Genomic DNA, 24,810 nt, shown 5'->3' on the forward strand with positions numbered 1-24,810 from the left:
GCCGCTGTCAAGGGTGCGGGCCGCCGAGCCGGTCCCCGTCCGGGCCCTCCGATCGGGAGGAATTCGCCGAACCGGAACCACTGTTCCGCAGGTGAGCGCCGCTGGTATACCTCGATGTCCCGGGGCGGGGGACCACCCGCCCCCGAGACGAATCAGGTGGTGACAGGCAGTGAAGCTCCTCCGTGTGGGCCCTGCGGGCGCGGAACGACCGGTCGTCCTCGCCCCCGACGGCACCGCCCGCGACCTCCGCCCCCTCACCCCCGACCTCGACGGCGCGTTCCTCGCCCGGTTCGACCCGGCGGCGCTCGACCCCGCCGACCTCCCCGTCACCGACCTCACCGGCGAACGGACCGGCCCGCCGGTCGCCCGCCCCGGCAAGATCGTCGGCATCGGCCTCAACTACCGCGACCACGCGGCCGAGGCCGGCGCCGCGGTACCGGCCGAGCCGGTGGTCTTCCTCAAGCCCGCCAACACCCTGGTCGGCCCGCACGACCAGGTGCTCGTCCCGCGCGGCAGCCGGAAGACCGACTACGAGGTCGAACTCGCCGTCGTCATCGGCCGCACCGGCCGCTACCTCGACTCCGCGGCGGACGCCGCCGCGATCATCGCCGGCTACGCCGCCGCCAACGACGTCACCGAGCGCGCCTTCCAGCTCGACCGCGGCGGCCAGTGGGACAAGGGCAAGTCCGCCGAGACCTTCACCCCGCTGGGCCCTTGGCTGGTCACCCCCGACGAACTCGGCGACCCCCAGGCGCTCGGCCTGCGGCTCTGGGTCAACGGCGAGCTCCGCCAGGACGGCAGCACCGCCGACATGATCTTCCCGGTCCACGAGACGGTCCGCTACCTCACCCACTTCATGCGCCTCGACCCCGGCGACGTCGTCCTCACCGGCACCCCCGCCGGCGTCGCCCTCGGCCGCCCCGGCACCCCCTTCCTGCGCCCCGGCGACCGGCTCGCCCTCGAAGTCACCGGCCTGGGCCGCCAGGAGACCACCCTGGGCCGGGCGTAGGGGCCCCACCGGGGCCCCGGCGCCCCCCTACAGCCCCAGGTCGCGCAGGCGCGCGATCAGCACGCCCGCCGGGCTGTCCGCCGTCTCCAGCTCCAGCCAGCCGTGCAGCACCTCCGCGGTCTGGTCGTCCCGGATCGCGGTGGCCGCGGCCATCACCACGAACTGGTCGACCAGCCAGGCGCAGAGCGAGTCGACCGGGATCTGCCGGCCCTCGTCCAGCCGGCTGATCGCGGAGGCCTCGACCACCGAGATCCAGGAGCGCACCAGCAGGGTGAGCCGGGGCCCGGCCTCCCGGACGCCCAGGTGGCGCAGGGTGCGCCGCAGCGCCGCGCGGCGGACGTCGTCGACGATCGCCGAGGTGCGCGCGGTCTCCACGACCGAGCCGCCGCGCAGCAGCGCGCCGTAGCCGGCGGCGTGCTGGTCGACGAAGTCGAAGTAGCGGTGCAGGACGGCGCCGAGCTGCCGGGTGGGGGTGCCGTCGGCGGTCTCGACCGTGAAGCGGGTGGTGAGTTCGGCGGCGGCGCTGCGCAGCGCCGCCTCGTACAGCTGCTGCTTGCCGCCGGCGAAGTACCGGTAGACGAGCGGCCGGGAGGCGCCCGCGGCCTCGGCGACGTCGTCGAGGGAGACCTCCTCAGGCGGGCGGGCGGCGAAGAGTTCGAGGGCGACGGCGATGAGCTGGTCGCGCCGCTGCTGGACGGGCAGTCGCCGGTAGGCGGCGCGGCGGGGCCGCTCCGCGGCGGGGGAGTCGTCGACGGGCTCCTCGACGGGGGAGGGGGTCGCTGCCATGCGTGCCAGGGTAGACCTCGGGCGGGTCGGCGGACCCCCTCCGCACGGCCGCGACCGGCCGGTTCCCGCCGGGCGCGGCGCGGGGCGCGGCCGCAGACTGTGACCAGGTGTCGGTGGAGCGCGGCGAGGAGCGGCCGGTGCGGTGGGTGCGGGCGGCGGGTCGGTGGGTCGGGAAGTCCCCGGGGACGTACGTGTGGCTGCTGCTGCTCGCGTTCACCAGTTTCGTGGTGGCCCGGATGGACCCGGCGACGCTGGACTACTTCCTGCAGAAACGCTCCACCAACCTGCACCAGCTCTCCTCGCACCCGGTGCACGCCCTGCTGGCCAGCCTGATCTGGACCGAGCAGGCGAACTTCCTGTTCTACTTCGTGGTCTTCCACGTCTTCCACGTGCCGGCCGAGCGCTGGCTCGGCACCCGCCGCTGGCTGACCGTCGCGCTGACCGCGCACGTGCTGGCGACCTTCGTCAGCGAGGGCGCGGTGGCCTGGGGCGTGCGCCACCACGTGCTGCCGGCGAACATGTCGACCACGGTGGACGTCGGCGTGTCGTACGCGCTGGCCGGCGTGGAGGGCGTGCTGACGTACGCGCTGGCCGGGGCGTGGCGCTGGGTGTACGGGTGCGGGCTGGTCGCCTTCTACCTGGTGCCGCTGCTGGTCTCGCACACGTTCACCGACCTGGGGCACTTCTGCTCGGTGCTGATCGGCCTCGCCTTCCGCCCGATCACCCGGGGCCGGCCGACCTGGGACCCGCGGCGCGGCGTCCGGCGCCCGGACCCCGTCCGGGGGTGACGACGCCGATACCTGACAGGGGTTGAATTCGCCTGCGGCTACGACAGGATGGCCGGATGGCTCATGAACTGAACACCCCTCACCCGAGTGGCCCCACCCCGCGCCGACTCGCCGACTCCTACGTCCACGCGCTCGCCGAGGCCGACCCGCTGACCGCGGTGTACCTCGGCCTCAACCCGGAGGACGACCGGCTGACCGACCTGTCCTCCGAGGGCATCGAGGCGACCGCCGAACTCGCCCGCCGCACCCTGGCCGCCCTGGACGCGCTGGAGGCGTCCGGCCCGGTCGAGGACGAGGCCGAACGCCGCTGCGCCCGGCTGCTGCGCGAGCGACTGACCGCCGAACTGGCCGTCCACGACGCGGGGGAGGGCTACCGCAGCGTCCGCAACCTGGGCTCGCCGGTGCACAACACCCGCGAGGTCTTCACCCTGCTGCCCACCGACACCGACGAGGACTGGCAGCGGCTGGGCCGCCGGCTGGCCCGCTTCCCGCTGGCGATGGCCCAGTACCGGCAGAGCCTGGAGGAGGGCGTCCGGCGCGGCCTGCTGTCGGCGCCGCGCCAGGTCGAGACGCTGGTCGGCCAGCTCGGCGAGTGGATCGGGGGCGAGCTGCCCGGCGGCTGGTTCGGCGAACTGGTCTCCACCGCCCCCGCCCACCTGCGCGAGCCGCTGACCGCCACCGCCGTCGAGGCCACCGCCTCGCTCGCCGGCCTGCGCGACTGGATGCGCGACGTGTACGGCCCGGCCGCCCAGGGCACCCCCGACGCGGTCGGCCGGGAGCGCTACACCCGCTGGGTGCGGTACTGGACGGGCGCCGAGCTCGACCTGGACGAGGCGTACCGCTGGGCCTGGGAGCAGTTCCACGACCTGGACGCCCAGATGCGGGTCGAGGCGGAGAAGGTCCGCCCCGGGCAGACCCCGATGCGGGCCATGAAGTGGCTGGAGACCGAGGGCCCGGCGATCCGCGGCGAGCAGCAGGTGCAGGAGTACCTCCAGGACCTGATGGACCGGGCGATCGAGGACCTCCAGGGCGTGCACTTCGACCTGGCCGAGCCGCTGCTGAAGGTGGAGGCGCGGATCGCCCCGTCCGGCAGCGCCGCCGCCCCGTACTACACCCAGCCCTCGCTGGACTTCTCCCGCCCCGGCCGGACCTGGCTGCCCACCCTGGGCCGGGAGGCGTTCCCGGAGTGGGACCTGATCTCCACCTGGTACCACGAGGGCGTCCCGGGCCACCACCTGCAGCTCGCGCAGTGGACGTACGTCGCGGACCGGCTCTCCACCTACCAGGTCACCCTGGGCGGGGTCAGCGCCAACATGGAGGGCTGGGCGCTGTACGCCGAGCGCCTGATGGACGAGCTCGGCTACCTGACCGACCCGGGCCACCGCCTGGGCTACCTGAACGCCCAGATGATGCGGGCGCTGCGGGTGATCGTCGACATCGGCATGCACGCCGAGCTGGACTTCCCCGCCGACTCGCCGTTCGCCCCGGGCGAGCCGATGCGGCCCGAGCGGGCCCGGGAGTTCTTCGGCGCGTACTGCGGCCTGTCCGCGGACTTCCTGGACAGCGAGCTGGTGCGCTACCTCGGCCTGCCCGGCCAGGCGATCGGCTACAAGCTCGGCGAGCGGGCCTGGCTGCGCGGCCGGGCCGCGGCCCGGGCGGCCGCCGAGGCGCGCGGCGCGGAGTTCGACCTCAAGGGCTGGCACATGGCGGCGCTGTCCCAGGGCTCGCTGGGCCTGGACGACCTGGTCACCGAGCTGGGCGCGCTGTAGCGCCGACGCGCCGACGCACGGACGGGAGCCGTGTCCCGGGTGGCCGATGCGGCCGGGCACCCGGGACGCCGTCCCCTCCCAGGCCGTCCCAAATCTTGACAAGCACGACAATTCGCCTTGCCGCCGTCCCGTCGCGGGGTTTCCCTGGGAAGAGCGCCGTACGCGCCCAGCCCCACTCCCGATCGGCGGAAGGCGGCCCACGGTGACCTCCCGGAACGCCCCCGAAACCCCCGCGGCGGACCCGCGCCGCTGGTGGGCCCTGGCGGTCATCGCCATCGCCCAGCTGATGATCGTCCTCGACGCGACGATCGTGAACATCGCCCTCCCGTCCGCGCAGAGGGCGCTCGACATCTCCGACGCCAACCGGCAGTGGGTGATCACCGCCTACACGCTGGCCTTCGGCGGACTGCTGCTGCTCGGCGGCCGGATCGGCGACCTGTTCGGCCGCAAGCGGACCTTCATGGTCGGCCTGCTCGGCTTCGCCCTGGCCTCCGGCCTCGGCGGCTTCTCCACCACCGGCGGGATGCTGTTCGCCGCCCGCGCCCTCCAGGGCGCCTTCGGCGCGCTGCTCGCCCCCTCCGCGCTCTCCCTGCTCTCCGTCACCTTCCGCGACCCGCGCGAACGCGCCACCGCGTTCGGCATCTTCGGTGCCCTGGCCGGCGGCGGCGCGGCGATCGGACTGATCACCGGCGGACTGCTCACCGAGTACCTGTCCTGGCGCTGGTGCCTGTACGTCAACGTGCCGATCGCGATCGTCACCGGCATCGGCGCGTACTACCTGCTGGTCCGCGACCACGTCGACCGCTCCCGCCGGGTCCGGCTCGACCTGCCCGGCGCGGTGCTCGGCTGCGGCGGCCTGCTGGCCATCGTGTACGGCACCTCCGAGGCGGTCTCCCGCGGCTGGGACGACTGGCTGGTGCTCACCGCGCTCTGCGTCGGCGTCGCCCTGCTCGCCGTCTTCGCCGCGGTCGAGCGGCGCACCGAGCACGCGCTGCTGCCCATCCACCTGATCAGCGACCGCAACCGGGCCGGCGGCGCGCTCGCGGTCGGACTCGCCGTGATCGGCATGTTCGGCCTGTTCCTCTTCCTCACCTACTACCTCCAGGTGATCAAGGGCTACTCGCCGATCAAGGCCGGCGTCTCCTTCCTGCCGATGACCGCCGCCATCGTGATCAGCGCGGCCGGCATCGCCTCCCGGCTGATGACCCGCATCCCCACCCGCAACCTGGTCGTCCCCGGCCTGCTGCTCGGCGCCGCCGGCATGGCCTGGCTCACCCAGATCAAGGTCGACAGCCCGTACGCCTCCATGGTGCTGCCCGCCGAGCTGCTGCTCGGCTTCGGCATGGGCCTGGTCTTCATGCCCACCATGAGCCTGGCCACCCTGGGCGTCGCCCCGCAGGAGACCGGTGCCGCGGCCGCCATCATCAACAGCGCCCAGCAGGTCGGCGGCTCGATCGGCACCGCACTGCTCAACACCATCGCCGCCAGCGTCACCGCCACCTACCTGGCCGCCCGCAACCCCACCGACCCGCTGGTCCAGGCCCAGGGCGCGGTGCACGGCTACGCCGTCGCCACCACCGTCGCCATGGGCATCCTGCTGCTCGCCGCGGTGATCGCCTTCCTGCTGATCAACCACCGCCCCGCCCCCGGCGAGGCCGAGGGCGAGGGCGCCGCGGCCGAGGCCCGCGCCGTGGTCTGACCCGCGCCGTGGTCCGACCCCGCCGTGGGCCGACCCGCTTGCACGGACCACGGACGCACCGCCGGGTGGCGGGCCCGCCCCGGACGGGTGGCGGGCCCGCCCCGGCCCGGCACCCGTCCGGGCCGGGAATCTCACCGGGCTCCCAGGCGGCACTGACGGCTTTCCCAGCTCCGCGGCGGATATTGGAGCCCGGAGCGGGCACACGCGCACCGCCATGACCAGTACCGGCCGGAAACGGGGCACCGATGGGACGACACACCAGGCAGGACGGACGGAGCCCGCTGCGGTCGGCCGCCCTCACCTCGGTCCTCGCCGTCGGCGTCGTCGGCGCGATGGCCACCGCCGGGGTCTTCACCGTCCACCTGCGCCACCCCGGACGGCCCAGCACCGACACCGTGGCGATGACCGCCCCGGCGCCCGCCGCCACCGCCGCGTCCTCGTCGGCCCCGACGCCGACGCCGACCCCCGCGGTCACCCCCGCCGCGGCCTCCGACCCCGCGGCCGGCGGTCCCGACACCGTGCAGCTGGCCGCCCCCGTCACCGCCCCCACCCTGCTCGCCCCGCCCGCCGCGCCGCCGGACACCGCCCCCGGCACCACCGCGACCGCCCCCGACGACGCCGAGTCCCGCCGGGTCGGCGCCCTGTTCTCCGGCCCGACCGGCCCCGGCCACCACTTCTGCACCGCCAGCGTCATCGACAGCCCCGGCCGCGACCTGATCCTCACCGCCGCGCACTGCCTCTCCTCCGCGAACGGCGTCACCTTCGTCCCCGGCTACCGCGACGGCCGTGCCCCGTACGGCAGTTGGCAGGTCACCGAGGTGTACACCGCGGACGGCTGGCGGCACGGCGGCGACCCGGACGAGGACTTCGCGATCCTCGCCGTCGCCCCCCGGGACGGCCGCCTGATCGAGGACGTCCTCGGCGGCAACCCGCTCGGCACCGACGCCTCCTGGACCGCCCAGGTCCGCCTCTACGGCTACCCGGCCGGCGCCGAACTCCCCCGCCTGTGCACCAACACCACCAGCCGGCAGGACACCTACCAGCGCCGCATCGACTGCCCCTCCTTCCCCGGTGGCACCAGCGGCGGCCCCTTCGTCGACACCGCCACCGGCCGGGTCATCGGCGTCATCGGCGGCTACCAGCAGGGCGGCGACACCGAGGACACCTCCTACAGCGCCGCCTTCGACCACACCGTCGCCGAACTCCTCGCCGAGGCGAGCTGACCGGGCGGACCGCACCGGGCGGATCGCACCGGCCGGACCGGACCGGCCGGACCGGGCCCGCCGCCCGGCCGCGCCGCTCTGTCCGCCGCCCGCCCGGGAGGCGACAATGGGGCGTCGACGCACAGGCACGGGGGGAGGCGCGGTGTTCCGGCGCTGGTGGTTTCTCAAGGTCGCGGCGGCCGTCCCGGCGAGCCCCGCCGCACCGCCGACCCGGCGCGAGGAGCGGGCCCGCCGGGCGCTGCTGCTGGGGGAGTGGGAGGCGCTGCGGGAGCGCCTGCGGGAGACCGCCGCCGAGCGGGTGACCGCCGCCGGGGCCGTCTTCCGGACCGCCGAACTGGAGCTGGGCGGCGAGGAGTCGGCCGCCCGGCTGGCCTACCAGTGGGCGCTGGAGGCGTACGAGGCCGCGGGGCGGCTGCTCGACCGGGCCGGGGACGCGGACACCGACCTGCCGGACCTGGCCGCCGCGATCGTGCTGGCCGAGCAGGCCGTCGAACGGCTCGGCGCCGCGCACCTGCTGCACGCCGGGAAGCGCCCCGCCCCGCTCCAGGTGCGCTGCTACTGGAACCCGCTGCACGGCCCCGCCGAGACCCCGCCCGCGCCGGGCCGGGGCGGCAAGGCGCGGCGGCGCCCGCACCTGTCGCCCCGGGAGGCCGCCGCCGAGCGCCGCCCCGCCTGCCGCTCCTGCCGGGCCGCGATCCTCGCGGGCCAGACCCCGGACGTGCTGCCCGCGCTGCTGCCCGCGAAGGCCGCGCCGGGCCGCAGGGGACCGGTGCTGGTGCCCTACTTCGCCGTCCCCCGCCAGTGGTCGCCGTGGTCGACCACGGCCTGCGGCGCGTACGACCGCGGCGCCCCGGCACTGGTGCTGCGCGGCGGCCACCGCCGACCCGGCCCGCGCTGACGCCCCGTCAGGCCGCCGCCGCCGGGGCGAAGCCGCCGCGGGAGCCGCCGTCGAGCAGGGCGGGCCAGTCGAGCGGGCCGGTGAGCGCGGCCGGGTCGGGCAGCGAGACGACGAGCGCGCCGCCGGCCCGCTCGACCTCGGCGCACCAGCGGGCGACGCCGTCGGTGCCGGAGGAGCCGCCCAGGGTGGGGAAGAGGCAGCCCGCGTCGCCGGGGCCGTCCAGCACGCACATGGTCAGGCTGGCGAACACCGACCAGCCGTCCAGCCCGGGCACCGCGCCGTCCGCGACCCGCAGCACCGGCAGCGCGCCGTGCACCGGGGCGCCGCCCAGCAGCAGGATCGGCGCGGACGCCCCGGACACGAGTCGGACCTGCTCAGCGGAGATCATCACCCCGGTACCCTGCCACACCCCGGCGGCCGGCCCCGGGCCGGAACCCCGTCGGCGGGGCGGGAGTTCAGCGCCGCGCGCGCTCCCCGGCCGGCCGGCCGACCTCGGCCGGGAACCGCTCCGGGACTCCGCCGGTGGCGCGCGGGCGCGCCCGCTCCCCGGCGGTGAGCCGCGCGACCGCGCCGTCCCCGGTGAAGGCGCACGCGTGCGTCCGGCCCGACTCGCCCCGGACGGCCGGTCGGCCCGGCGGTCCGTCCGGCCGGCGCGGGACGGGCTCCGTCCTGGCCACCGCGCCACCCCCTCGCTCTCCGGCCGCACGCTCGCGCGGCCGCGGTGGCGGGCAGCCCGGCGCCCGCCGTCCGGGGGCGCCGGGACAGCCCGGGGACAGCGGAAAGGCCCAAGTCCGTTGGACTTGGGCCTTGTTCGACACTTCCTGCGAAGTGCCCCCGGTAGGATTCGAACCTACGCACCCGCCTCCGGAGGGCGGTGCTCTATCCCCTGAGCTACGGGGGCCTTGGGCTGACCTCGCGGTGCTGCCCGGCCTGACGGGGAAAACACTACCAGGGAAACTCCGTGCTCCGTGCACGGGTTTCCCCGGCCCGGTCGGGCGCCGCTCCGACGCCCCGTCGGCGGGTGGCCGGCAAGTGGCCGAAAGGCCGGACGCGAAGGGCGGGGCGCGGCTACCCTCGGTGAGGTGGCGGCGACGTCGGGGCGGGTCCTCGTGGTGGACGACAGCGAGGTGATCCGCCAGTTGATCAGGGTCAACCTGGAGCTGGAGGGCTTCGAGGTGGTGACCGCCGCCGACGGTGCCGAGTGCCTGGAGGTGGTCGGCCGGGTCGCGCCGGACGTGGTCACGCTGGACGTGGTGATGCCCCGGCTGGACGGCCTGCGCACCGCGGCCCGGCTGCGCGCGGCGCGGGAGACCGCGCACCTGCCGATAGCGATCGTGAGCGCCTGCACGCCGGCCGACCTGGAGCGCGGCGAGTCGGTCGGGGTGGACGGCTACCTGGCCAAGCCCTTCGACCCGGCGGAGCTGGTCGCCCTGGTGCGGCGGCTGCGGGCGGCGGCGGCCGGACGGCGGCGGTTCGCCTACGACTTCGGGGGACAGGCGCGGGCGCTCGCGCAAACCTGCCGCGATTCAGCCCTGAGCGAACAGGCGCAGGAACTCGTCCGGCCGGAGGAGCCCCACCCGTGAGATGTGCCCGCCAGCGGTGACGTCCGACGAGACGAAGCACGCCCGGCGGCGCGGCGCGGCCCGCCGCGGGCAAACCGGGTGGCGGCCGGGTCCCCCCTCTCGCCTACGCTTGGCACCGTGACACCCGCAGAACTCTCCCAGGCAGTCCAGGCCGCCGTCAGCGCCGCCGCCCAGGCCGGCGAGCTGACCGTCGACGTGCCCGCGCACGTCACGGTCGAGCGGCCCAAGAACAGGGACCACGGCGACTACGCCACCAACGTGGCCCTCCAGCTCGCGAAGTCGGCCGGCAAGCCGCCGCGAGCCGTCGCGGAGGTCCTGGCCGGGCGGCTGCGAGAGATCCCCGGCGTCGCGAAGGTCGACATCGCCGGTCCGGGCTTCCTGAACATCACGCTGGACGCCGCCACCCAGGGCGAGCTGGCGCGCACCATCGTCGAGGCGGGCGAGGCGTACGGCCGCAACGAGGCGCTCAAGGGCCTGCGGATCAACCTGGAGTTCGTCTCGGCGAACCCGACCGGCCCGATCCACATCGGCGGCGTCCGCTGGGCCGCCGTCGGCGACTCGCTGGCCCGGGTGCTCAAGGCCACCGGCGCCGAGGTGTCGACCGAGTACTACCTGAACGACGCGGGCGTGCAGATCACCAAGTTCGCCACGTCGCTCAGGGCCGCCGCCAACGGGCGGCCCGCCCCCGAGGACGGCTACGTCGGCGAGTACATCACCGACATCGCCAAGGCCGTCACCGACGGCGTCCCCGGCGTGCTCGACCTGCCCGAGGACGAGCAGCTCCAGGTGTTCCGCACCGAGGGCCTCCGGCTGATGGTCGCCGAGATCCAGCGCTCGATGGCCGAGTTCGGGGTGCACTTCGACACCTGGTTCTCCGAGCGGACGCTGCACGACTCCGGCGCCGTCGAGAAGGCCATCGAGCGGCTGCGCGAGCAGGGCCACGTCTTCGACCGGGACGGCGCGATCTGGCTGCGCACCACCGACTTCGGCGACGACAAGGACCGCGTCCTGATCAAGGCCGACGGCGAGAACACCTACTTCGCCGCCGACGCCGCCTACTACCTGAGCAAGCGGGACCGCGGCGCGGAGGTCTCGGTCTACATGCTCGGCGCCGACCACCACGGCTACGTCAACCGCCTCAAGGCCATCGCGGCCTGCGCCGGCGACGACATGGACCGCAACATCGAGGTGATGATCGGCCAGTTCGTGAAGATGCTGCGCGACGGCAAGGAGGTCCGGCTCTCCAAGCGCGCGGGCAACATCATCACGATCGACGACGTGATCGACTGGATCGGCGTGGACGCGGCCCGCTACATGCTGGTGCGGCAGTCCACCGACTCCACCATCACCATCGACATCGACCTGGTGACCAGCACCTCCCGGGAGAACCCGGTCTACTACGTGCAGTACGCGCACGCCCGGATGTGCTCGGTGCAGCGCAACGCGGTGGAGAAGGGCATCACCCGCAGCGCGGACTTCACGCCGGAGCTGCTCGACTCCGAGTGGGAGAACGCCCTGCTCGGCCAGCTCGGCGAGTTCCCGCGGGTGCTGGCCAAGGCCGGCGAGCTGCGCGAGCCGCACCACGTGGCCACGTACCTGGAGGAACTGGCCCGCGCCTACCACCGGTTCTACGACAACTGCCAGATCCTGCCGAAGGGCGACGAGGAGGTCACCGACCTCACCCACGCCCGCCTCTGGCTGGCCGACGCCACCCGGACGACGCTGGCCAACGGCCTCCACCTGCTCGGCGTCTCGGCGCCCGAGCGGATGTAGCCACCCCACCCCCGAACGCGCAGCACAGCGGGGGCGGCGACCGGTCGACGGAGACCGGTGGCCGCCCCTCGCCATAGGTCGAGGAAGTCGCCAAAGATGAGTCGCTCCGCCCACCCCGCAGGCCCCCGGCACGGCGACGTGCTGCCCGAGGGCCACTACCAGGCCCCGCCGGCCGACCTCAACGCGCTCGACCCCAAGGTCTGGTCGCGCACCGTGACCCGCGACGCCGAGGGCGTCGCCACCGTCGGCGGCGTCGACGTGCGCACCCTGGCGGCCGAGTTCGGCACCCCCGCGTACGTGATGGACGAGGCGGACTTCCGCGCCCGGGCCCGGGCCTGGCGGGACGCCTTCGGCGCGGACGCCGACGTGTACTACGCGGGCAAGGCGTTCCTCTCCAAGGCCGTGGTGCGCTGGCTGCACGAGGAGGGCCTGAACGTCGACGTCTGCTCGGCGGGCGAGCTGCACGTGGCACTGGCGGCCGGCATGCCGGGGGAGCGGATCGCGCTGCACGGCAACAACAAGTCGGTGCCGGAGCTGGAGCAGGCGGTGAAGGCCGGGGTCGGCCACATCGTGGTCGACTCCTTCCAGGAGATCGAGCGGCTGGCGGAGATCGCCGACGCCCAGGGCGTCCGGCAGCCGGTGCTGATCCGGATCACCGTCGGCGTCGAGGCGCACACCCACGAGTTCATCGCCACCGCGCACGAGGACCAGAAGTTCGGCCTGTCGCTCTCCGGCGGCCTGGCCGCCGAGGCGGTCCGCCGGGTGCTGGCCCGGCCGTCCCTGGAACTGCGCGGCATCCACTCGCACATCGGCTCGCAGATCTTCGACTTCGCCGGGTTCGAGGTGGCCGCCCGCCGGGTGGTCGGCCTGCTCGCCGAGGTCCGCGACGAGCACGGCGTCGAGCTGCCGGAGATCGACCTCGGCGGCGGCCTGGGCATCGCCTACACCCCCGAGGACGACCCGCGCGAGCCCGCCGAGATCGCCGCCTCGCTCAGCGAGATCGTCCGGCGCGAGTGCGCCGCCGCCGAGCTGGCCGTCCCCCGGATCTCGGTCGAGCCCGGCCGGGCGATCGTCGGTCCGACCGCGTTCACGCTGTACGAGGTCGGCACCGTCAAGGAGTTGGAGGGCCTGCGCACCTACGTCAGCGTGGACGGCGGCATGTCCGACAACATCCGCACCGCGCTGTACGACGCCGCGTACTCGGTCGCGCTGGTCTCCCGCACCAGCGAGGCCGAGCCGATGCTCGCCCGGGTGGTCGGCAAGCACTGCGAGTCCGGCGACATCGTGGTCAAGGACGCCTTCCTGCCCGCCGACCTGGCCCCCGACGACCTGATCGCGGTGCCCGCGACCGGCGCCTACTGCCGCTCGATGGCGAGCAACTACAACCACGCCCTCAAGCCCCCGGTGCTGGCCGTCGCGGACGGAGCGGCCCGGGTGATCGTCCGCCGCGAGACGGAGGAGGATCTCCTGCGGCTCGATATCGGCTGACGAAATTTTCGTCTCAGAACGTGGACCAGCCGTAGATCCGTGCGGAAAGTCCCGGAGACTGGTGGGAAACAGGCAGGCCCCCGGGGGCGACGGAACACCCCGACGGGGACCGAAGAATGCAGAGCGGAGTCGGATGATGCGTACGCGCCCGCTGAAGGTGGCGTTGCTGGGCTGTGGTGTGGTGGGCTCCGAGGTGGCGCGCATCATGACGACGACGGCCGACGACCTCGCCGCGCGCATCGGCGCCCCGGTCGAGCTCGCCGGCATCGCGGTCCGCCGGGCCGGGCGCCCCCGCCCCGGGGTGCCCGAGCACCTGCTCACCACCGACGCCGAGGCCCTGGTCGGCCGCGACGACATCGACGTGGTGGTCGAGGTGGTGGGCGGCATCGAGCCGTCCAGGTCGCTGATCCTGAAAGCCTTCACGGGCGGCGCCTCGGTGGTCTCCGCCAACAAGGCGCTGCTCGCCAAGGACGGCGCCGAACTGCACGAGGCCGCCGCCGCGGCCGGCGTCGACCTCTACTACGAGGCCGCCGTCGCCGGCGCGATCCCGCTGCTGCGCCCGCTGCGCGAGTCGCTGGCCGGCGACAAGGTGAACCGGGTGCTGGGCATCGTCAACGGCACCACCAACTTCATCCTCGACAAGATGGACTCCACCGGCGCCGGGTACTCCGAGGCGCTGGAGGAGGCCACCGCGCTGGGCTACGCCGAGGCCGACCCGACCGCCGACGTGGAGGGCTTCGACGCCGCCGCCAAGGCCGCCATCCTGGCCGGGATCGCCTTCCACACCAAGGTCACCGCCGCGGACGTCTACCGCGAGGGCATCACCGAGGTCACCGCCGCCGACATCGCCTCCGCCAAGCAGATGGGCTGCGTGGTCAAGCTGCTGGCGATCTGCGAGCGGGCCGCCGACGGCGCCTCGGTCACCGCCCGGGTGCACCCGGCGATGATCCCGCTCAGCCACCCGCTGGCCTCCGTCCGCGAGGCGTACAACGCGGTCTTCGTGGAGGCCGAGGCGGCCGGCCGGCTGATGTTCTACGGCCCCGGCGCCGGCGGCTCGCCGACCGCCTCCGCGGTCCTCGGCGACCTGGTCGCGGTCTGCCGCAACAAGGTGAACGGCACCACCGGCCCCGGCGACTCGGTGTACGCCGCGCTGCCCGCCAAGCCGATGGACCAGGTGGTCACCCGCTACCACGTCAGCCTGGACGTGGACGACCGCGCGGGCGTGCTCGCCCAGGTCGCCTCGGTCTTCGCCGAGCACGGCGTCTCCATCGACACCGTGCGCCAGCAGGGCCGCGACGGCGACGCCGCGCTCGTCGTGGTCACCCACCGCGCCACCGACGCCGCCCTGTCGGCGACGGTCGACAAGCTCCGCGCACTGGACAGCGTGCGCGACGTGGCCAGCATCATGCGGGTCGAAGGGGAATAGGAAAGCCGCCATGAACGCCATTGCCGAAAGCACCGTCCGAGGCAGCCACACCCACCAGTGGCGCGGCCTCATCGAGGAGTACCGCGACCGCCTCCCGGTCACCGGCTCCACCCCGGTGGTGACCCTGCTGGAGGGCGGCACGCCGCTCGTCCCCGCCCAGGTGCTCTCCGAGCGCACCGGCTGCGACGTCTACCTCAAGGTCGAGGGCGCCAACCCGACCGGCTCCTTCAAGGACCGCGGGATGACCATGGCCATCTCCAAGGCCAAGGAGGACGGCGCCCAGGCCGTCATCTGCGCGTCCACCGGCAACACCTCGGCCTCCGCCGCCGCCTACGCGGTGCGGGCCGGCATGGTCTCCGCCGTGCTCGTCCCGCAGGGCAAGATCGCCCTCGGCAAGATGGGCCAGGCGCTGGTGCACGGCGCCAAGATCCTCCAGGTCGACGGCAACTTCGACGACTGCCTGACGCTGGCCCGCGAACTCTCCGAGAAGTACCCGGTCGCCCTGGTCAACTCGGTGAACCCGGTGCGCATCGAGGGCCAGAAGACCGCCGCCTTCGAGATCGTCGACATGCTCGGCGACGCCCCCGACATCCACGTCCTCCCGGTCGGCAACGCGGGCAACATCACCGCCTACTGGAAGGGCTACCGCGAGTACGCGGCGGACGGCCTGGCCGCCCGCACCCCCCGGATGTGGGGCTTCCAGGCGTCCGGCTCGGCCCCGATCGTGGACGGCGCCCCGGTGCTCAAGCCGCAGACCATCGCCACCGCGATCCGGATCGGCAACCCGGCCTCCTGGGACTACGCGCTGGCCGCCCGGGACGACTCCGGCGGCCTCATCGACAAGGTGACGGACCGTCAGATCCTGTCCGCCTACCGCCTGTTGGCCGCGCAGGAGGGCGTCTTCGTGGAGCCCGCCTCCGCCGCCTCGGTGGCCGGCCTGCTCGCCAAGGCCGAGGCCGGCCTGGTCGACCCCGGCCAGCGGATCGTCTGCACCGTCACCGGCAACGGCCTCAAGGACCCGGACTGGGCGGTGGCCGGCGCGCCGCAGCCGCAGGTCGTCCCGATCGACCCGGAGACGGCCGCCCGCCGCCTCGGCCTGCTCGACTGACCCACCCCTGACCGAGCGTCAACCCGGCGAGCGGACCGCCCCCGAGGGCGGCCGCTCGCCGCCGCTTTCCGGTCGACCCGCCGGCGCTTCCACGCTGCTCGCGGCAACACGGAAGATCCGGGCCGGGCGGGGTGTACCGCTCCGGAACCTCTCTTCGATACGCTTGACCCCGGCGGGCCGCGCCATGCTGCGCGCCCCTTTCGAGACCCCGCCGCCACGTACCACCGCAGGCCCCGTCGTCCGGGCCTCTCCCCCCACCGTTCAGGAGTGTGTCCACCGCATGGCCGGTCCCGCGTTCCGCGCCGCCGCCGTCCGGGTCCGCGTCCCCGCGACCAGCGCCAACCTCGGCCCCGGCTTCGACGCCTTCGGCCTCGCCCTGGGGCTCTACGACGACGTGGTGGTCCGGGTCGCCGACTCCGGCCTGACCGTGGACATCGCCGGCGAGGGCTCCGAGAACCTCGCCCGCGACGAGCGCCACCTGGTGGTCCGCGCGATGCGGGCCGCCTTCGACCGGCTCGGCGGCCAGCCCCGCGGCCTCGAAGTGGTCTGCGCCAACCGCATACCGCACGGCCGCGGCCTGGGCTCCTCGTCCGCCGCGATCTGCGCCGGCATCGTCGCCGCCCGCGCCGTCACCATCGGCGGCGCCTCCGCGCTCGGCGACGACGCGCTGCTCGCCCTCGCCTCCGAGCTGGAGGGCCACCCGGACAACGTCGCGGCCTGCCTGCGCGGCAACTTCACCGTCGCCTGGACCGAGGACGACGGCGCCCGCACCATCACCCTGGACCCGTCCGACCAGGTCGTGCCGCTCGTGTTCATCCCGTCCACCGAGGTGCTCACCGAGACCGCCCGCGGCCTGCTCCCCAAGACCGTGCCGCTGTCCGACGCCGCGGTCAACGCGGGCCGCGCGGCCCTGCTGGTCGAGGCGCTCACCCGCCGCCCGGAACTGCTGCTCACCGCCACCGAGGACCGCCTGCACCAGGACTACCGGGCCTCCGCGATGCCGGACAGCGCGGCCCTGGTCGCCGCCCTGCGCACCGAGGGCGTCCCCGCCGTCATCTCGGGTGCCGGACCGACCGTGCTCGCCCTCACCGACGAGGCCCACGTCGGCAAGGTGATGGATTTCGCCGCCGGCGACCGCGGGTACGGCGCCGGTGCGCAGTTCGCGGCGCACCGGCTGGAGCTGGACCGCACCGGGGCGACCGTCCTGCCGCTCGACATGTGAGACGGACACGATTGACAAGCAAAGGGCTGGGGAATGTGTCAGGGGGTAGGTAGTGTTAACCTCATTGCTGCACCAGATGCCCTCCGGGCGCCGGTGCGACGCATCCCGATCCCGTTCCCCCGTCCGCACGGGGGCCGGAAGCTCGGGAGCACGATTCTCCGGGAGCTCGCCACACCGCGTACGCAGCCTGCCTGCGCAAGTGGGGCCCATCCCGAAGCCGTGACGGCACCGGACTCCCCCCTCCAGCCTCCGCACTGAGGCCAGACCGGGCGGGGCCCGCGCCGCCGCCGCGCGACGGGGGCCCGGGCATCGAACAAGGCGCAGCGAGGTCGGCACCAGAAACCCGGCCGTCCGCGCCGCTTCGCACCACAGTGCACCGCACTCCGCAGCTCCCCGGGAGGACCAGCCTCCCGCGGGAATCCCGCCCCTGACCAGCGCGAAGAGACGCCGGCCAGGACAGCACAACCGGTCGCCGTGCCAGACAGGCCGACGTCCGCTCCAGGGAAGGACCCTTAGTGAGCGACACCACCGATCTGATGGGCGCGCGCCCGGACGCCGAGGCGTCGGACGCAGCCGCCCCCGCGGCTCCGGCGCGCCGTCGTCGTACCGCCGCCGCCGGCCTGGACGGCCTGGTGCTGGCCGAGCTCCAGAAGCTCGCCTCGTCCCTCGGGATCAGCGGTACCGGACGGCTGCGCAAGAGCCAGCTGATCGAGGCGATCAAGGAGAAGAGCGGCGGGGACCCGCTGCTCGCGGGCGCCTCCGGCGCCGCCGCTCCGGCCGCCAAGAAGACCGCCAAGACCGCCGCCCCGGCCGCCGGGACCGAGGCCGCCCCGGCCGCCCCGGCCGAGGAGCAGGGCGAACCGGCGGCTGCGCCGCGGGCGGCCCGCCGCACCCGCGCCGCCGCCACCGCCGAACCGCAGGCGCAGATCGAGATCCCGGTGCAGGCCGCCGCCGAGACCGCGGCCGCCACCGCCCGGGCCGAGCGCCCGCGCCGCCGGGCCACCGCGGCGGCCGGCGCCCCGACCGCCGAGCCCGGCGCCGTCACCGCCACCGAGCAGGCCCCCGCCGAGGCCAAGGCCGAGGCACAGCGCCCGGCCGCCGCCGACGGCGAGGCCCGCGCCGAGCGCCGCGAGCGCCGGGACCGCCGCGAGCGCGGCGACCGCCCCGAGCGGGCCGACCGCCCCGAGCGCGCCGAGCGGGCCGAGGCCCCCGCGGCCGACAACGACAACGAGGTGCGCGAGTCCCGCCGGGACCGCCGCAACCGCCGCGAGCGCGACCGCGCCGACCGCCAGCAGGGCGGCGGCCAGCAGCAGGACGGCGGCCAGGGCCGCCAGCAGGGCGGCAGCCAGCAGCAGCAGGGCGGCGGCGCCCAGCAGCAGGGCGGCAACCAGCAGCAGGGCGGCTACGACGACGACGAGTTCGGCGACGGCCGCCGCGGCCGCCGCGGCCGCTACCGCGACCGCCGGGGCCGCCGCCGCGACGGCTTCGAGGGCGCGGGCGGCCCCGAGGTCCCGCTGAGCGACGACGACGTCCTGATCCCGGTCGCCGGCATCCTGGACATCCTCGACAACTACGCCTTCGTCCGGACCTCGGGCTACCTGCCCGGCCAGAACGACGTCTACGTCTCGCTGGCCCAGGTCCGCAAGCACGGCCTGCGCAAGGGCGACGCCATCACCGGCGCGGTCCGCCAGCCCAAGGACGGCGAGCGCCGCGAGAAGTTCAACGCCCTGGTGCGGCTGGACTCCGTCAACGGCATGGACCCGGACAGCGGCCGCGGCCGCCCCGAGTTCGGCAAGCTGACCCCGCTGTACCCGCAGGAGCGGCTGCGCCTGGAGACCGACCCGGGCGTGCTGACCACCCGGATCATCGACCTGGTGTCGCCGATCGGCAAGGGCCAGCGCGGTCTGATCGTGGCCCCGCCGAAGACCGGCAAGACCATGATCATGCAGGCGATCGCCAACGCGATCACCCACAACAACCCCGAGTGCCACCTGATGGTCGTCCTGGTGGACGAGCGTCCGGAAGAGGTCACCGACATGCAGCGGTCGGTGAAGGGCGAGGTCATCTCCTCGACCTTCGACCGCCCGGCCGAGGACCACACCACCGTCGCCGAGCTCGCCATCGAGCGCGCCAAGCGCCTGGTGGAGCTGGGCCACGACGTGGTGATCCTGCTGGACTCCATCACCCGCCTGGGCCGCGCCTACAACCTGGCCGCGCCCGCCTCCGGCCGCATCCTGTCCGGCGGTGTCGACTCGACCGCGCTGTACCCGCCGAAGAAGTTCTTCGGCGCCGCGCGCAACATCGAGAACGGCGGCTCGCTGACCATCCTGGCCACCGCGCTGGTCGACACCGGCTCGCGGATGGACGAGGTGATCTTCGAGGAGTTCAAGGGCACCGGCAACATGGAGCTCAAGCTCGACCGGAAGCTCTCGGACAAGCGCATCTTCCCCTCCGTCGACGTGGACGCCTCCGGCACCCGCAAGGAGGAGATCCTGCTCGGCCACGAGGAGCTGGCCATCACCTGGAAGCTCCGCCGGGTGCTGCACGCGCTGGACTCGCAGCAGGCGATCGAGCTGCTGCTGGACAAGATGAAGCAGACCAAGTCGAACGCCGAGTTCCTGATGCAGATCGCCAAGAACACCCCCGGTTCGGGCGACTGACACCGGTAGCACCACCCGGGCCCCGCACCGCCGCCAGGCGGTGCGGGGCCCGCTGCTTTCCCGGGCCGGGCCCGGAAACCGATCACCGTACCGGTCCGTCACTTATGCTCGATAGGTCGCACTGAGGGTGAAATGAGGCGATATGGCCGAGCAACCCAAGCACCGCACCCCGCGCCGCCGCGGGCTGCGGATCGCGCTGTTCGCGCTGGCCGGCCTCGTCCTGGTCGGGGCCGGACTGGGCGGGATCGCCTACTGGAAGCTGAACCGGAACATCCACGGCGTCGACATCTCCGGGCAGCTGGGCACCGCCCGGCCGCCCGCCTCCACCGGCGGGGCGTTCAACGTCCTGGTGCTGGGCTCCGACTCGCGCTCCGGCACCAACGGGAGCCTGGCGGGCGGCGACACCGGCGACACCGCCCGCTCGGACACCGCGATGGTGGTGCACGTCAACCAGGCGCACACCGCCGCCTCGGTGGTCTCGATACCCCGCGACACCCTGGTGCCCCGCCCGGCCTGCACCGGCGGCGACGGCAAGCAGGTCGCGTCGGCCCGCAGCGCCATGTTCAACTCCGCGTACGAGGTCGGCGGCCCGGCCTGCGCGGTGAAGACCGCCGAGCAGCTCACCGGGATGCGGATGGACCACTTCGTCGAGGTGGACTTCACCGGCTTCGCCGCGCTGATCGACGCGATCGGCGGGGTGGACGTCACCACCACGGTGCCGATCGACGACGAGGACAGCGGCCTGCACCTGGACGCCGGCACCCACCACCTGGGCGGGCAGCAGGCACTGGCCTTCGTCCGGACCAGGCACGGCGTCGGCGACGGCAGCGACCTGGGCCGGATCGAGCTCCAGAAGGAGATGGTCCGGGCGATGCTCGGGCAGGTCGGCGCGCTCGGCCTGGGCTCCAACCCGGTGGCGATGTGGCAGCTCGGCGACAAGCTGACCAGCTCGCTGACCACCGACTCCGACCTGGCCTCGGTCAGCTCGCTGGTCGGCATGGCGCAGACCGTCAAGAAGATCGGACCGGACCAGCTCACCATGGTCACCCTGCCGGTGGCGTACTCGGTCAGCGACCCCAACCGGGTGGTCCCGAGCAACCCGGCCGCCCAGCAGCTGTGGGCGGCGCTGCGGGCCGACCGGGCGGTGCCGCCGCAGGTGCTCCGGCAGCAGCCGGCCAACCCGGCGCAGGCCGACCCGTCCGCCCCGGCGAGCGCCGGGGCGGGAGCCTCCGCCGGCACCTCGACCGGAGCCTCGGCCGGCACCTCGGCCGAGGCCTCCGCGGACGCCCTCGCCGACGCCTTCGAGGGGGCGGAATAGCGGGCTCCGCCTCCCGGTTTGGGAAGAAGCGGGCAGTGCTGGCACACTGGTCCGTCGGTCCCGGTTCACGAGCGGCTGCCCAGTCCGCCGACCCGGTGCCCTCCCGATCAGCTAGGAGAATCCCTTGAAGTCCAACGTTCACCCGGAGTACGTGCTCACCAAGGTGACCTGCACCTGCGGCAACGAGTTCACCACTCGTTCGACCGAGACCAGCGGCGAGATCCGCGCCGAGGTCTGCTCGAACTGCCACCCGTTCTACACCGGCAAGCAGAAGATTCTGGACACCGGTGGCCGCGTGGCCCGCTTCGAGGCGCGCTTCGGCAAGAAGCTCTCCGGCGGCAAGGCCTAGCGCTTCCACGGCGCCGGTCTCGGACGTCCCCGTGCTCGTGCACGGGGGCTTCCGGACCGGCGCCGTTCGCGTCTCCCCCTCCCGCCCCCTCGCCACCCCCGCTGCGGCACACTCACGGAAGTAGGACAGACCGATGTTCGAGGCAGTCGAAGAGCTCCTCGTCGAGCACGCCGACCTCGAGAAGAGGCTGGCCGACCCGTCGGTGCACGCCGACCAGGCGAACGCCCGCAAGCTGGCCAAGCGGTACGCCGAGCTGACCCCGATCACCCGGACGTACCTGGCCTGGAAGCAGGCCGGCGAGGACATCGCCGCCGCGCGCGAGCTCGCCGTGGAGGACCCGGACTTCATCGCCGAGGCGAAGAGCTCCGAGGCCCGCCAGGAGGAGCTGACCGAGGAGCTGCGGCTGCTGCTGGTGCCGCGCGACCCCAACGACGACAAGGACGTCATCCTGGAGGTCAAGGCGGGCGAGGGCGGCGAGGAGTCCGCGCTGTTCGCCGGCGACCTGCTCCGGATGTACCTGCGCTACGCCGAGCGGCTGGGCTGGAAGACCGAGATCATCGACGCCAACGAGTCCGACCTCGGCGGCTACAAGGACGTCTCGGTGGCGGTCAAGACCAAGGGCAACCCGGAGCCGGGCCACGGCGTCTGGGCGCAGCTGAAGTACGAGGGCGGCGTGCACCGGGTGCAGCGGGTGCCCGCGACCGAGTCGCAGGGCCGGATCCACACCTCCGCCGCGGGCGTGCTGGTCACCCCGGAGGCCGAGGAGGTCGAGGTGGAGATCCACGCCAACGACCTGCGGATCGACGTCTACCGCTCCTCCGGCCCCGGCGGGCAGTCGGTGAACACCACCGACTCCGCGGTCCGGATCACCCACCTGCCGACCGGTATCGTGGCGTCCTGCCAGAACGAGAAGAGCCAGCTGCAGAACAAGGAGCAGGCGATGCGCATCCTGCGGTCGCGGCTGCTGGCCGCCGCGCAGGAGGAGGCCGAGCGGGAGGCGTCCGACGCCCGCCGCAGCCAGGTGCGCACCGTGGACCGCTCCGAGCGGATCCGGACGTACAACTTCCCGGAGAACCGCATCTCCGACCACCGCACCGGGTTCAAGTCGTACAACCTGGACCAGGTGCTGGACGGCGACCTCAACGCGGTGATCCAGTCCTGCGTGGACGCCGACGCCGCGGCCAAGCTGGCCGCCGCGCAGGAGAACTGAGCCGAGGCTAAGGGGCCCGAGGGTATGAACCTGCTGCTCGCCGAGGTGGCCCAGGCCACCCAGCGCCTGGCCGCGGCCGGCGTGCCCTCGCCGCGCTTCGACGCGGAGGAACTCGCGGCGCACACCCACGGCGTGAAGCGCAGCCAGCTGCACACCGTGCCGGACGGGGACTTCGACGCCCGGTACTGGGAGGCGGTCTCCCGCCGCGAGCAGCGCGAGCCGCTCCAGCACATCACCGGACGGGCGTTCTTCCGCTACCTCGAACTGGAGGTCGGCCCCGGGGTGTTCGTCCCCCGGCCGGAGACCGAGTCGGTGGTCGAGTGGGCGATAGACGCGGTCCGCGCGATGGACGTGGCCGAGCCGCTGGTGGTCGACCTGTGCACCGGCTCCGGGGCGATCGCGCTGGCCCTGGCCCAGGAACTGCCCCGCTCCACCGTGCACGCCTTCGAACTCGACGAGGGCGCCCTCGCCTACACCCGCCGCAACGTCGAGGCCAGCCCCGACCGCGCCCGGGTCCACCTGCACCAGGGCGACGCCACCCTGGCCTTCGCCGACGACCGCGGCTGGGACGGCCGGTTCGACCTGGTGATCAGCAACCCGCCGTACATCCCGCTGACCGAGTGGGAGTACGTGGCCCCCGAGGCCCGCGACCACGACCCGCAGCTGTCGCTGTTCTCCGGCGAGGACGGCCTGGACACCATCCGCGGCATCGAACGCGTCGCCGCCCGGCTGCTGCGGCCCGGCGGCGCGGTGGTGATCGAGCACGCCGACACCCAGGGCGGGCAGGTCCCGTGGATCTTCCGCGAGGAGGGCGGCTGGACGGACGCCGCCGACCACCGGGACCTCAACAACCGGCCGCGCTTCACAACGGCCCGGAGGGCGTCGTTGTGAACATCAGGCACAGCACAACCGCCCGGAGGGCGTCGTTGTGAACATCAGGCACAGCACAACGGCCCGGAGGGCGTCGTTGTGAGCACCGGGCACAGCACGACCGCGCGCCGCGCTTCGCTGTAAGTACCAACTGACACCACCGGAAGGGGATTGCTCCGATGAGCCGCCGATACGACTGCTCCGACGCCCAGGACCGCGCGAGCGGGCTGCGTGAGGCCGCCACGGCGATCCGCCGCGGGGAGTTGGTGGTGGTGCCGACCGACACGGTGTACGGGATCGCCGCGGACGCCTTCTCGCCGGAGGCGGTCGCCGCCCTGCTGGACGCCAAGGGCCGGGGCCGGAACATGCCCTCGCCGGTGCTGGTCGGCTCGCCGACCACGCTGCACGGGCTGGTCACCGACTTCTCCGAGCAGGCCTGGGAACTGGTGGACGCGTTCTGGCCCGGCGGCCTGACCCTGGTGGCCCGGCACCAGCCTTCGCTCCGCTGGGACCTGGGCGAGACCCGGGGCACCGTCGCGGTCCGGATGCCGCTGCACCCGGTCGCGCTGGAGCTGCTGAACGCCACCGGCCCGCTCGCGGTCTCCTCCGGCAACAAGACCGGCGGCCCGTCCCCGTCCACCTGCGACGAGGCCGAGGCGCAGCTCGGCGACGCGGTGTCGATCTACCTGGACGGCGGGACGGCGGACTACGGCACGCCCTCGACCATCGTCGACGTCACCGGCAAGGTGCCGGTGGTGCTGCGGGCGGGCGCGATCGGCGTCGAGCAGCTGAGGGAGGTCGTTCCGGACGTGGAGGCCGGCAGTTGACCGCCGCCGCCCCCCTGTACGGAGCGCGGAGCGCCCGGGCACCCTTCGCGGAGCCCGGGCCGCTCCCGCTGGACGCCTTCCGCATCCTGTTCGTCTGCACCGGGAACGTCTGCCGCTCGCCGATCGCCGAGCGGCTCGCCCGGCTGGAGCTCGACTCCCGGCTCGGGGTGCGGGTCGGCCGCCGGATCGTGGTGGAGAGCGCCGGCACCTGGGGCCACGAGGGCGCCCCGATGGAGGCGCACGCGGCGACGGTGCTCGGCGAGTACGGCGCGGACAGCGCGGACTTCGCCGGGCGGGAGCTGCTGGACGAGCACGTGATCGACGCCGACCTGGTGCTGACCGCGACCCTGGACCACCGGGCGCAGGTCATCTCGATGGGCCACGCGGCGGGACTGCGCACCTTCACCATCAAGGAGTTCACCCGTCTGGTGCAAAGGGTCGACCCGCGCACCCTGCCGGACCCCCGGGACGGCGCGCGGCTGACCGAGCGCGCCCGCGCGCTGGTCCGCTCGGCCGCCGCCCTGCGCGGCTGGCTGCTGGCCTCCGCACCCGAGTTCGACGAGCTGAGGGACCCCTATGGGGCACCGATCGGGATGTTCCGCAACTGCGGCGAGGAGATATTCGACGCGCTGGACCCGGTGGTGACCGCCCTGACGGGCGTGGCCCGCTGAGTTGAGCGCCCTCCACTAAAGTTTCCGTGGGGGATTTGTGAAGACTGCGTGCGCAGGCGATGGCGGCAACCGGAAAGGCGCAAGCCCGCGCGTTCGGGCGGGCCGGGCGGTGGGGGCCGACCTACGCTGGAAG

Annotated in this window: 21 protein-coding genes and 1 tRNA gene; 19 read left to right on the forward strand and 3 right to left on the reverse strand. The window is 74.0% G+C overall.

Annotated elements, in window-relative coordinates; genetic code table 11:
- The first annotated feature begins 169 nt into the window (after nt 1–169).
- Nucleotides 170–1,009: a fumarylacetoacetate hydrolase family protein gene (locus K353_RS15860; RefSeq protein WP_111554236.1), complete on the forward strand. Its 840-nt coding sequence runs from the start codon at nt 170–172 to the stop codon at nt 1,007–1,009.
- A 27-nt stretch (nt 1,010–1,036) separates the two neighbouring features.
- On the opposite strand, the gene K353_RS15865 is transcribed toward K353_RS15860, so the two are convergent.
- Entirely contained in the window at nt 1,037–1,795 is a 759-nt protein-coding gene (locus tag K353_RS15865) for a TetR/AcrR family transcriptional regulator (RefSeq protein WP_111554237.1), read from the reverse strand.
- Nucleotides 1,796–1,902: 107 nt separating this feature from the next.
- On the opposite strand from K353_RS15865, the gene K353_RS15870 reads away from it, so the two are divergent.
- From K353_RS15870 to K353_RS15890, 5 genes are all read left to right on the forward strand, one after another.
- Nucleotides 1,903–2,583 (forward strand): rhomboid-like protein, encoded by a 681-nt coding sequence (locus K353_RS15870; RefSeq protein WP_233533611.1) that lies wholly within the window; start codon nt 1,903–1,905, stop codon nt 2,581–2,583.
- A 56-nt stretch (nt 2,584–2,639) separates the two neighbouring features.
- Nucleotides 2,640–4,352, forward strand: a complete 1,713-nt coding sequence (locus K353_RS15875; protein WP_111554238.1) for a DUF885 domain-containing protein — start codon at nt 2,640–2,642, stop codon at nt 4,350–4,352.
- Between the two features lie 202 nt (nt 4,353–4,554).
- Nucleotides 4,555–6,051 (forward strand): MFS transporter, encoded by a 1,497-nt coding sequence (locus tag K353_RS15880; RefSeq protein WP_233533612.1) that lies wholly within the window; start codon nt 4,555–4,557, stop codon nt 6,049–6,051.
- Between the two features lie 245 nt (nt 6,052–6,296).
- A complete protein-coding gene (locus K353_RS15885; RefSeq protein WP_111554240.1) occupies nt 6,297–7,274 on the forward strand; it encodes a serine protease in 978 nt (325 codons plus the stop codon).
- 142 nt (nt 7,275–7,416) lie between these two features.
- Nucleotides 7,417–8,172: a hypothetical protein gene (locus tag K353_RS15890; protein WP_111554241.1), complete on the forward strand. Its 756-nt coding sequence runs from the start codon at nt 7,417–7,419 to the stop codon at nt 8,170–8,172.
- 7 nt (nt 8,173–8,179) lie between these two features.
- On the opposite strand, the gene K353_RS15895 is transcribed toward K353_RS15890, so the two are convergent.
- Nucleotides 8,180–8,560, reverse strand: a complete 381-nt coding sequence (locus K353_RS15895; protein WP_233533613.1) for a hypothetical protein — start codon at nt 8,558–8,560, stop codon at nt 8,180–8,182.
- Between the two features lie 441 nt (nt 8,561–9,001).
- Nucleotides 9,002–9,073: transfer RNA gene (locus K353_RS15905), tRNA-Arg, on the reverse strand.
- Nucleotides 9,074–9,254: 181 nt separating this feature from the next.
- On the opposite strand from K353_RS15905, the gene K353_RS15910 reads away from it, so the two are divergent.
- The 13 genes from K353_RS15910 to K353_RS15970 all read left to right on the forward strand — a co-directional run bounded on the left by K353_RS15910 (nt 9,255) and on the right by K353_RS15970 (nt 24,677).
- Nucleotides 9,255–9,755, forward strand: a complete 501-nt coding sequence (locus tag K353_RS15910) for a response regulator (RefSeq protein ID WP_111554244.1) — start codon at nt 9,255–9,257, stop codon at nt 9,753–9,755.
- Nucleotides 9,756–9,872: 117 nt separating this feature from the next.
- Entirely contained in the window at nt 9,873–11,528 is a 1,656-nt protein-coding gene (argS, locus tag K353_RS15915; protein ID WP_111554245.1) for an arginine--tRNA ligase, read from the forward strand.
- Between the two features lie 96 nt (nt 11,529–11,624).
- Nucleotides 11,625–13,016, forward strand: a complete 1,392-nt coding sequence (gene lysA, locus K353_RS15920; protein WP_111554246.1) for a diaminopimelate decarboxylase — start codon at nt 11,625–11,627, stop codon at nt 13,014–13,016.
- 133 nt (nt 13,017–13,149) lie between these two features.
- Nucleotides 13,150–14,442, forward strand: coding sequence for a homoserine dehydrogenase (locus tag K353_RS15925; protein ID WP_111554247.1), 1,293 nt, complete (start codon nt 13,150–13,152; stop codon nt 14,440–14,442).
- Between the two features lie 10 nt (nt 14,443–14,452).
- Nucleotides 14,453–15,550, forward strand: a complete 1,098-nt coding sequence (gene thrC / locus K353_RS15930; protein ID WP_111554248.1) for a threonine synthase — start codon at nt 14,453–14,455, stop codon at nt 15,548–15,550.
- Nucleotides 15,551–15,830: 280 nt separating this feature from the next.
- Entirely contained in the window at nt 15,831–16,772 is a 942-nt protein-coding gene (gene thrB, locus K353_RS15935) for a homoserine kinase (RefSeq protein WP_111554249.1), read from the forward strand.
- Between the two features lie 515 nt (nt 16,773–17,287).
- Nucleotides 17,288–19,432, forward strand: coding sequence for a transcription termination factor Rho (gene rho / locus K353_RS15940; RefSeq protein WP_111554250.1), 2,145 nt, complete (start codon nt 17,288–17,290; stop codon nt 19,430–19,432).
- A gap of 142 nt (nt 19,433–19,574) precedes the next feature.
- Nucleotides 19,575–20,750, forward strand: a complete 1,176-nt coding sequence (locus tag K353_RS15945; protein WP_111554251.1) for an LCP family protein — start codon at nt 19,575–19,577, stop codon at nt 20,748–20,750.
- A 124-nt stretch (nt 20,751–20,874) separates the two neighbouring features.
- The gene (gene rpmE / locus K353_RS15950; RefSeq protein ID WP_033214688.1) at nt 20,875–21,099 is read left to right on the forward strand and encodes a 50S ribosomal protein L31; all 225 of its coding nucleotides are present in this window, start codon (nt 20,875–20,877) and stop codon (nt 21,097–21,099) included.
- A 133-nt stretch (nt 21,100–21,232) separates the two neighbouring features.
- Entirely contained in the window at nt 21,233–22,309 is a 1,077-nt protein-coding gene (prfA, locus tag K353_RS15955) for a peptide chain release factor 1 (RefSeq protein ID WP_100836352.1), read from the forward strand.
- 24 nt (nt 22,310–22,333) lie between these two features.
- Nucleotides 22,334–23,200, forward strand: coding sequence for a peptide chain release factor N(5)-glutamine methyltransferase (gene prmC, locus K353_RS15960; protein WP_111554252.1), 867 nt, complete (start codon nt 22,334–22,336; stop codon nt 23,198–23,200).
- Nucleotides 23,201–23,358: 158 nt separating this feature from the next.
- The gene (locus K353_RS15965) at nt 23,359–24,006 is read left to right on the forward strand and encodes an L-threonylcarbamoyladenylate synthase (RefSeq protein ID WP_100836350.1); all 648 of its coding nucleotides are present in this window, start codon (nt 23,359–23,361) and stop codon (nt 24,004–24,006) included.
- Complete coding sequence (locus tag K353_RS15970; RefSeq protein WP_111554253.1) at nt 24,003–24,677, forward strand: protein-tyrosine-phosphatase; 675 nt, start codon at nt 24,003–24,005, stop codon at nt 24,675–24,677. Before K353_RS15965 ends, K353_RS15970 begins: the two co-directional genes overlap by 4 nt.
- Nucleotides 24,678–24,810 lie beyond the last annotated feature (133 nt).

The sequence above is a fragment of the Kitasatospora sp. SolWspMP-SS2h genome, assembly GCF_003259315.1.
GTDB classification, from domain to species: Bacteria; Actinomycetota; Actinomycetes; order Streptomycetales; family Streptomycetaceae; genus Kitasatospora; species Kitasatospora fiedleri.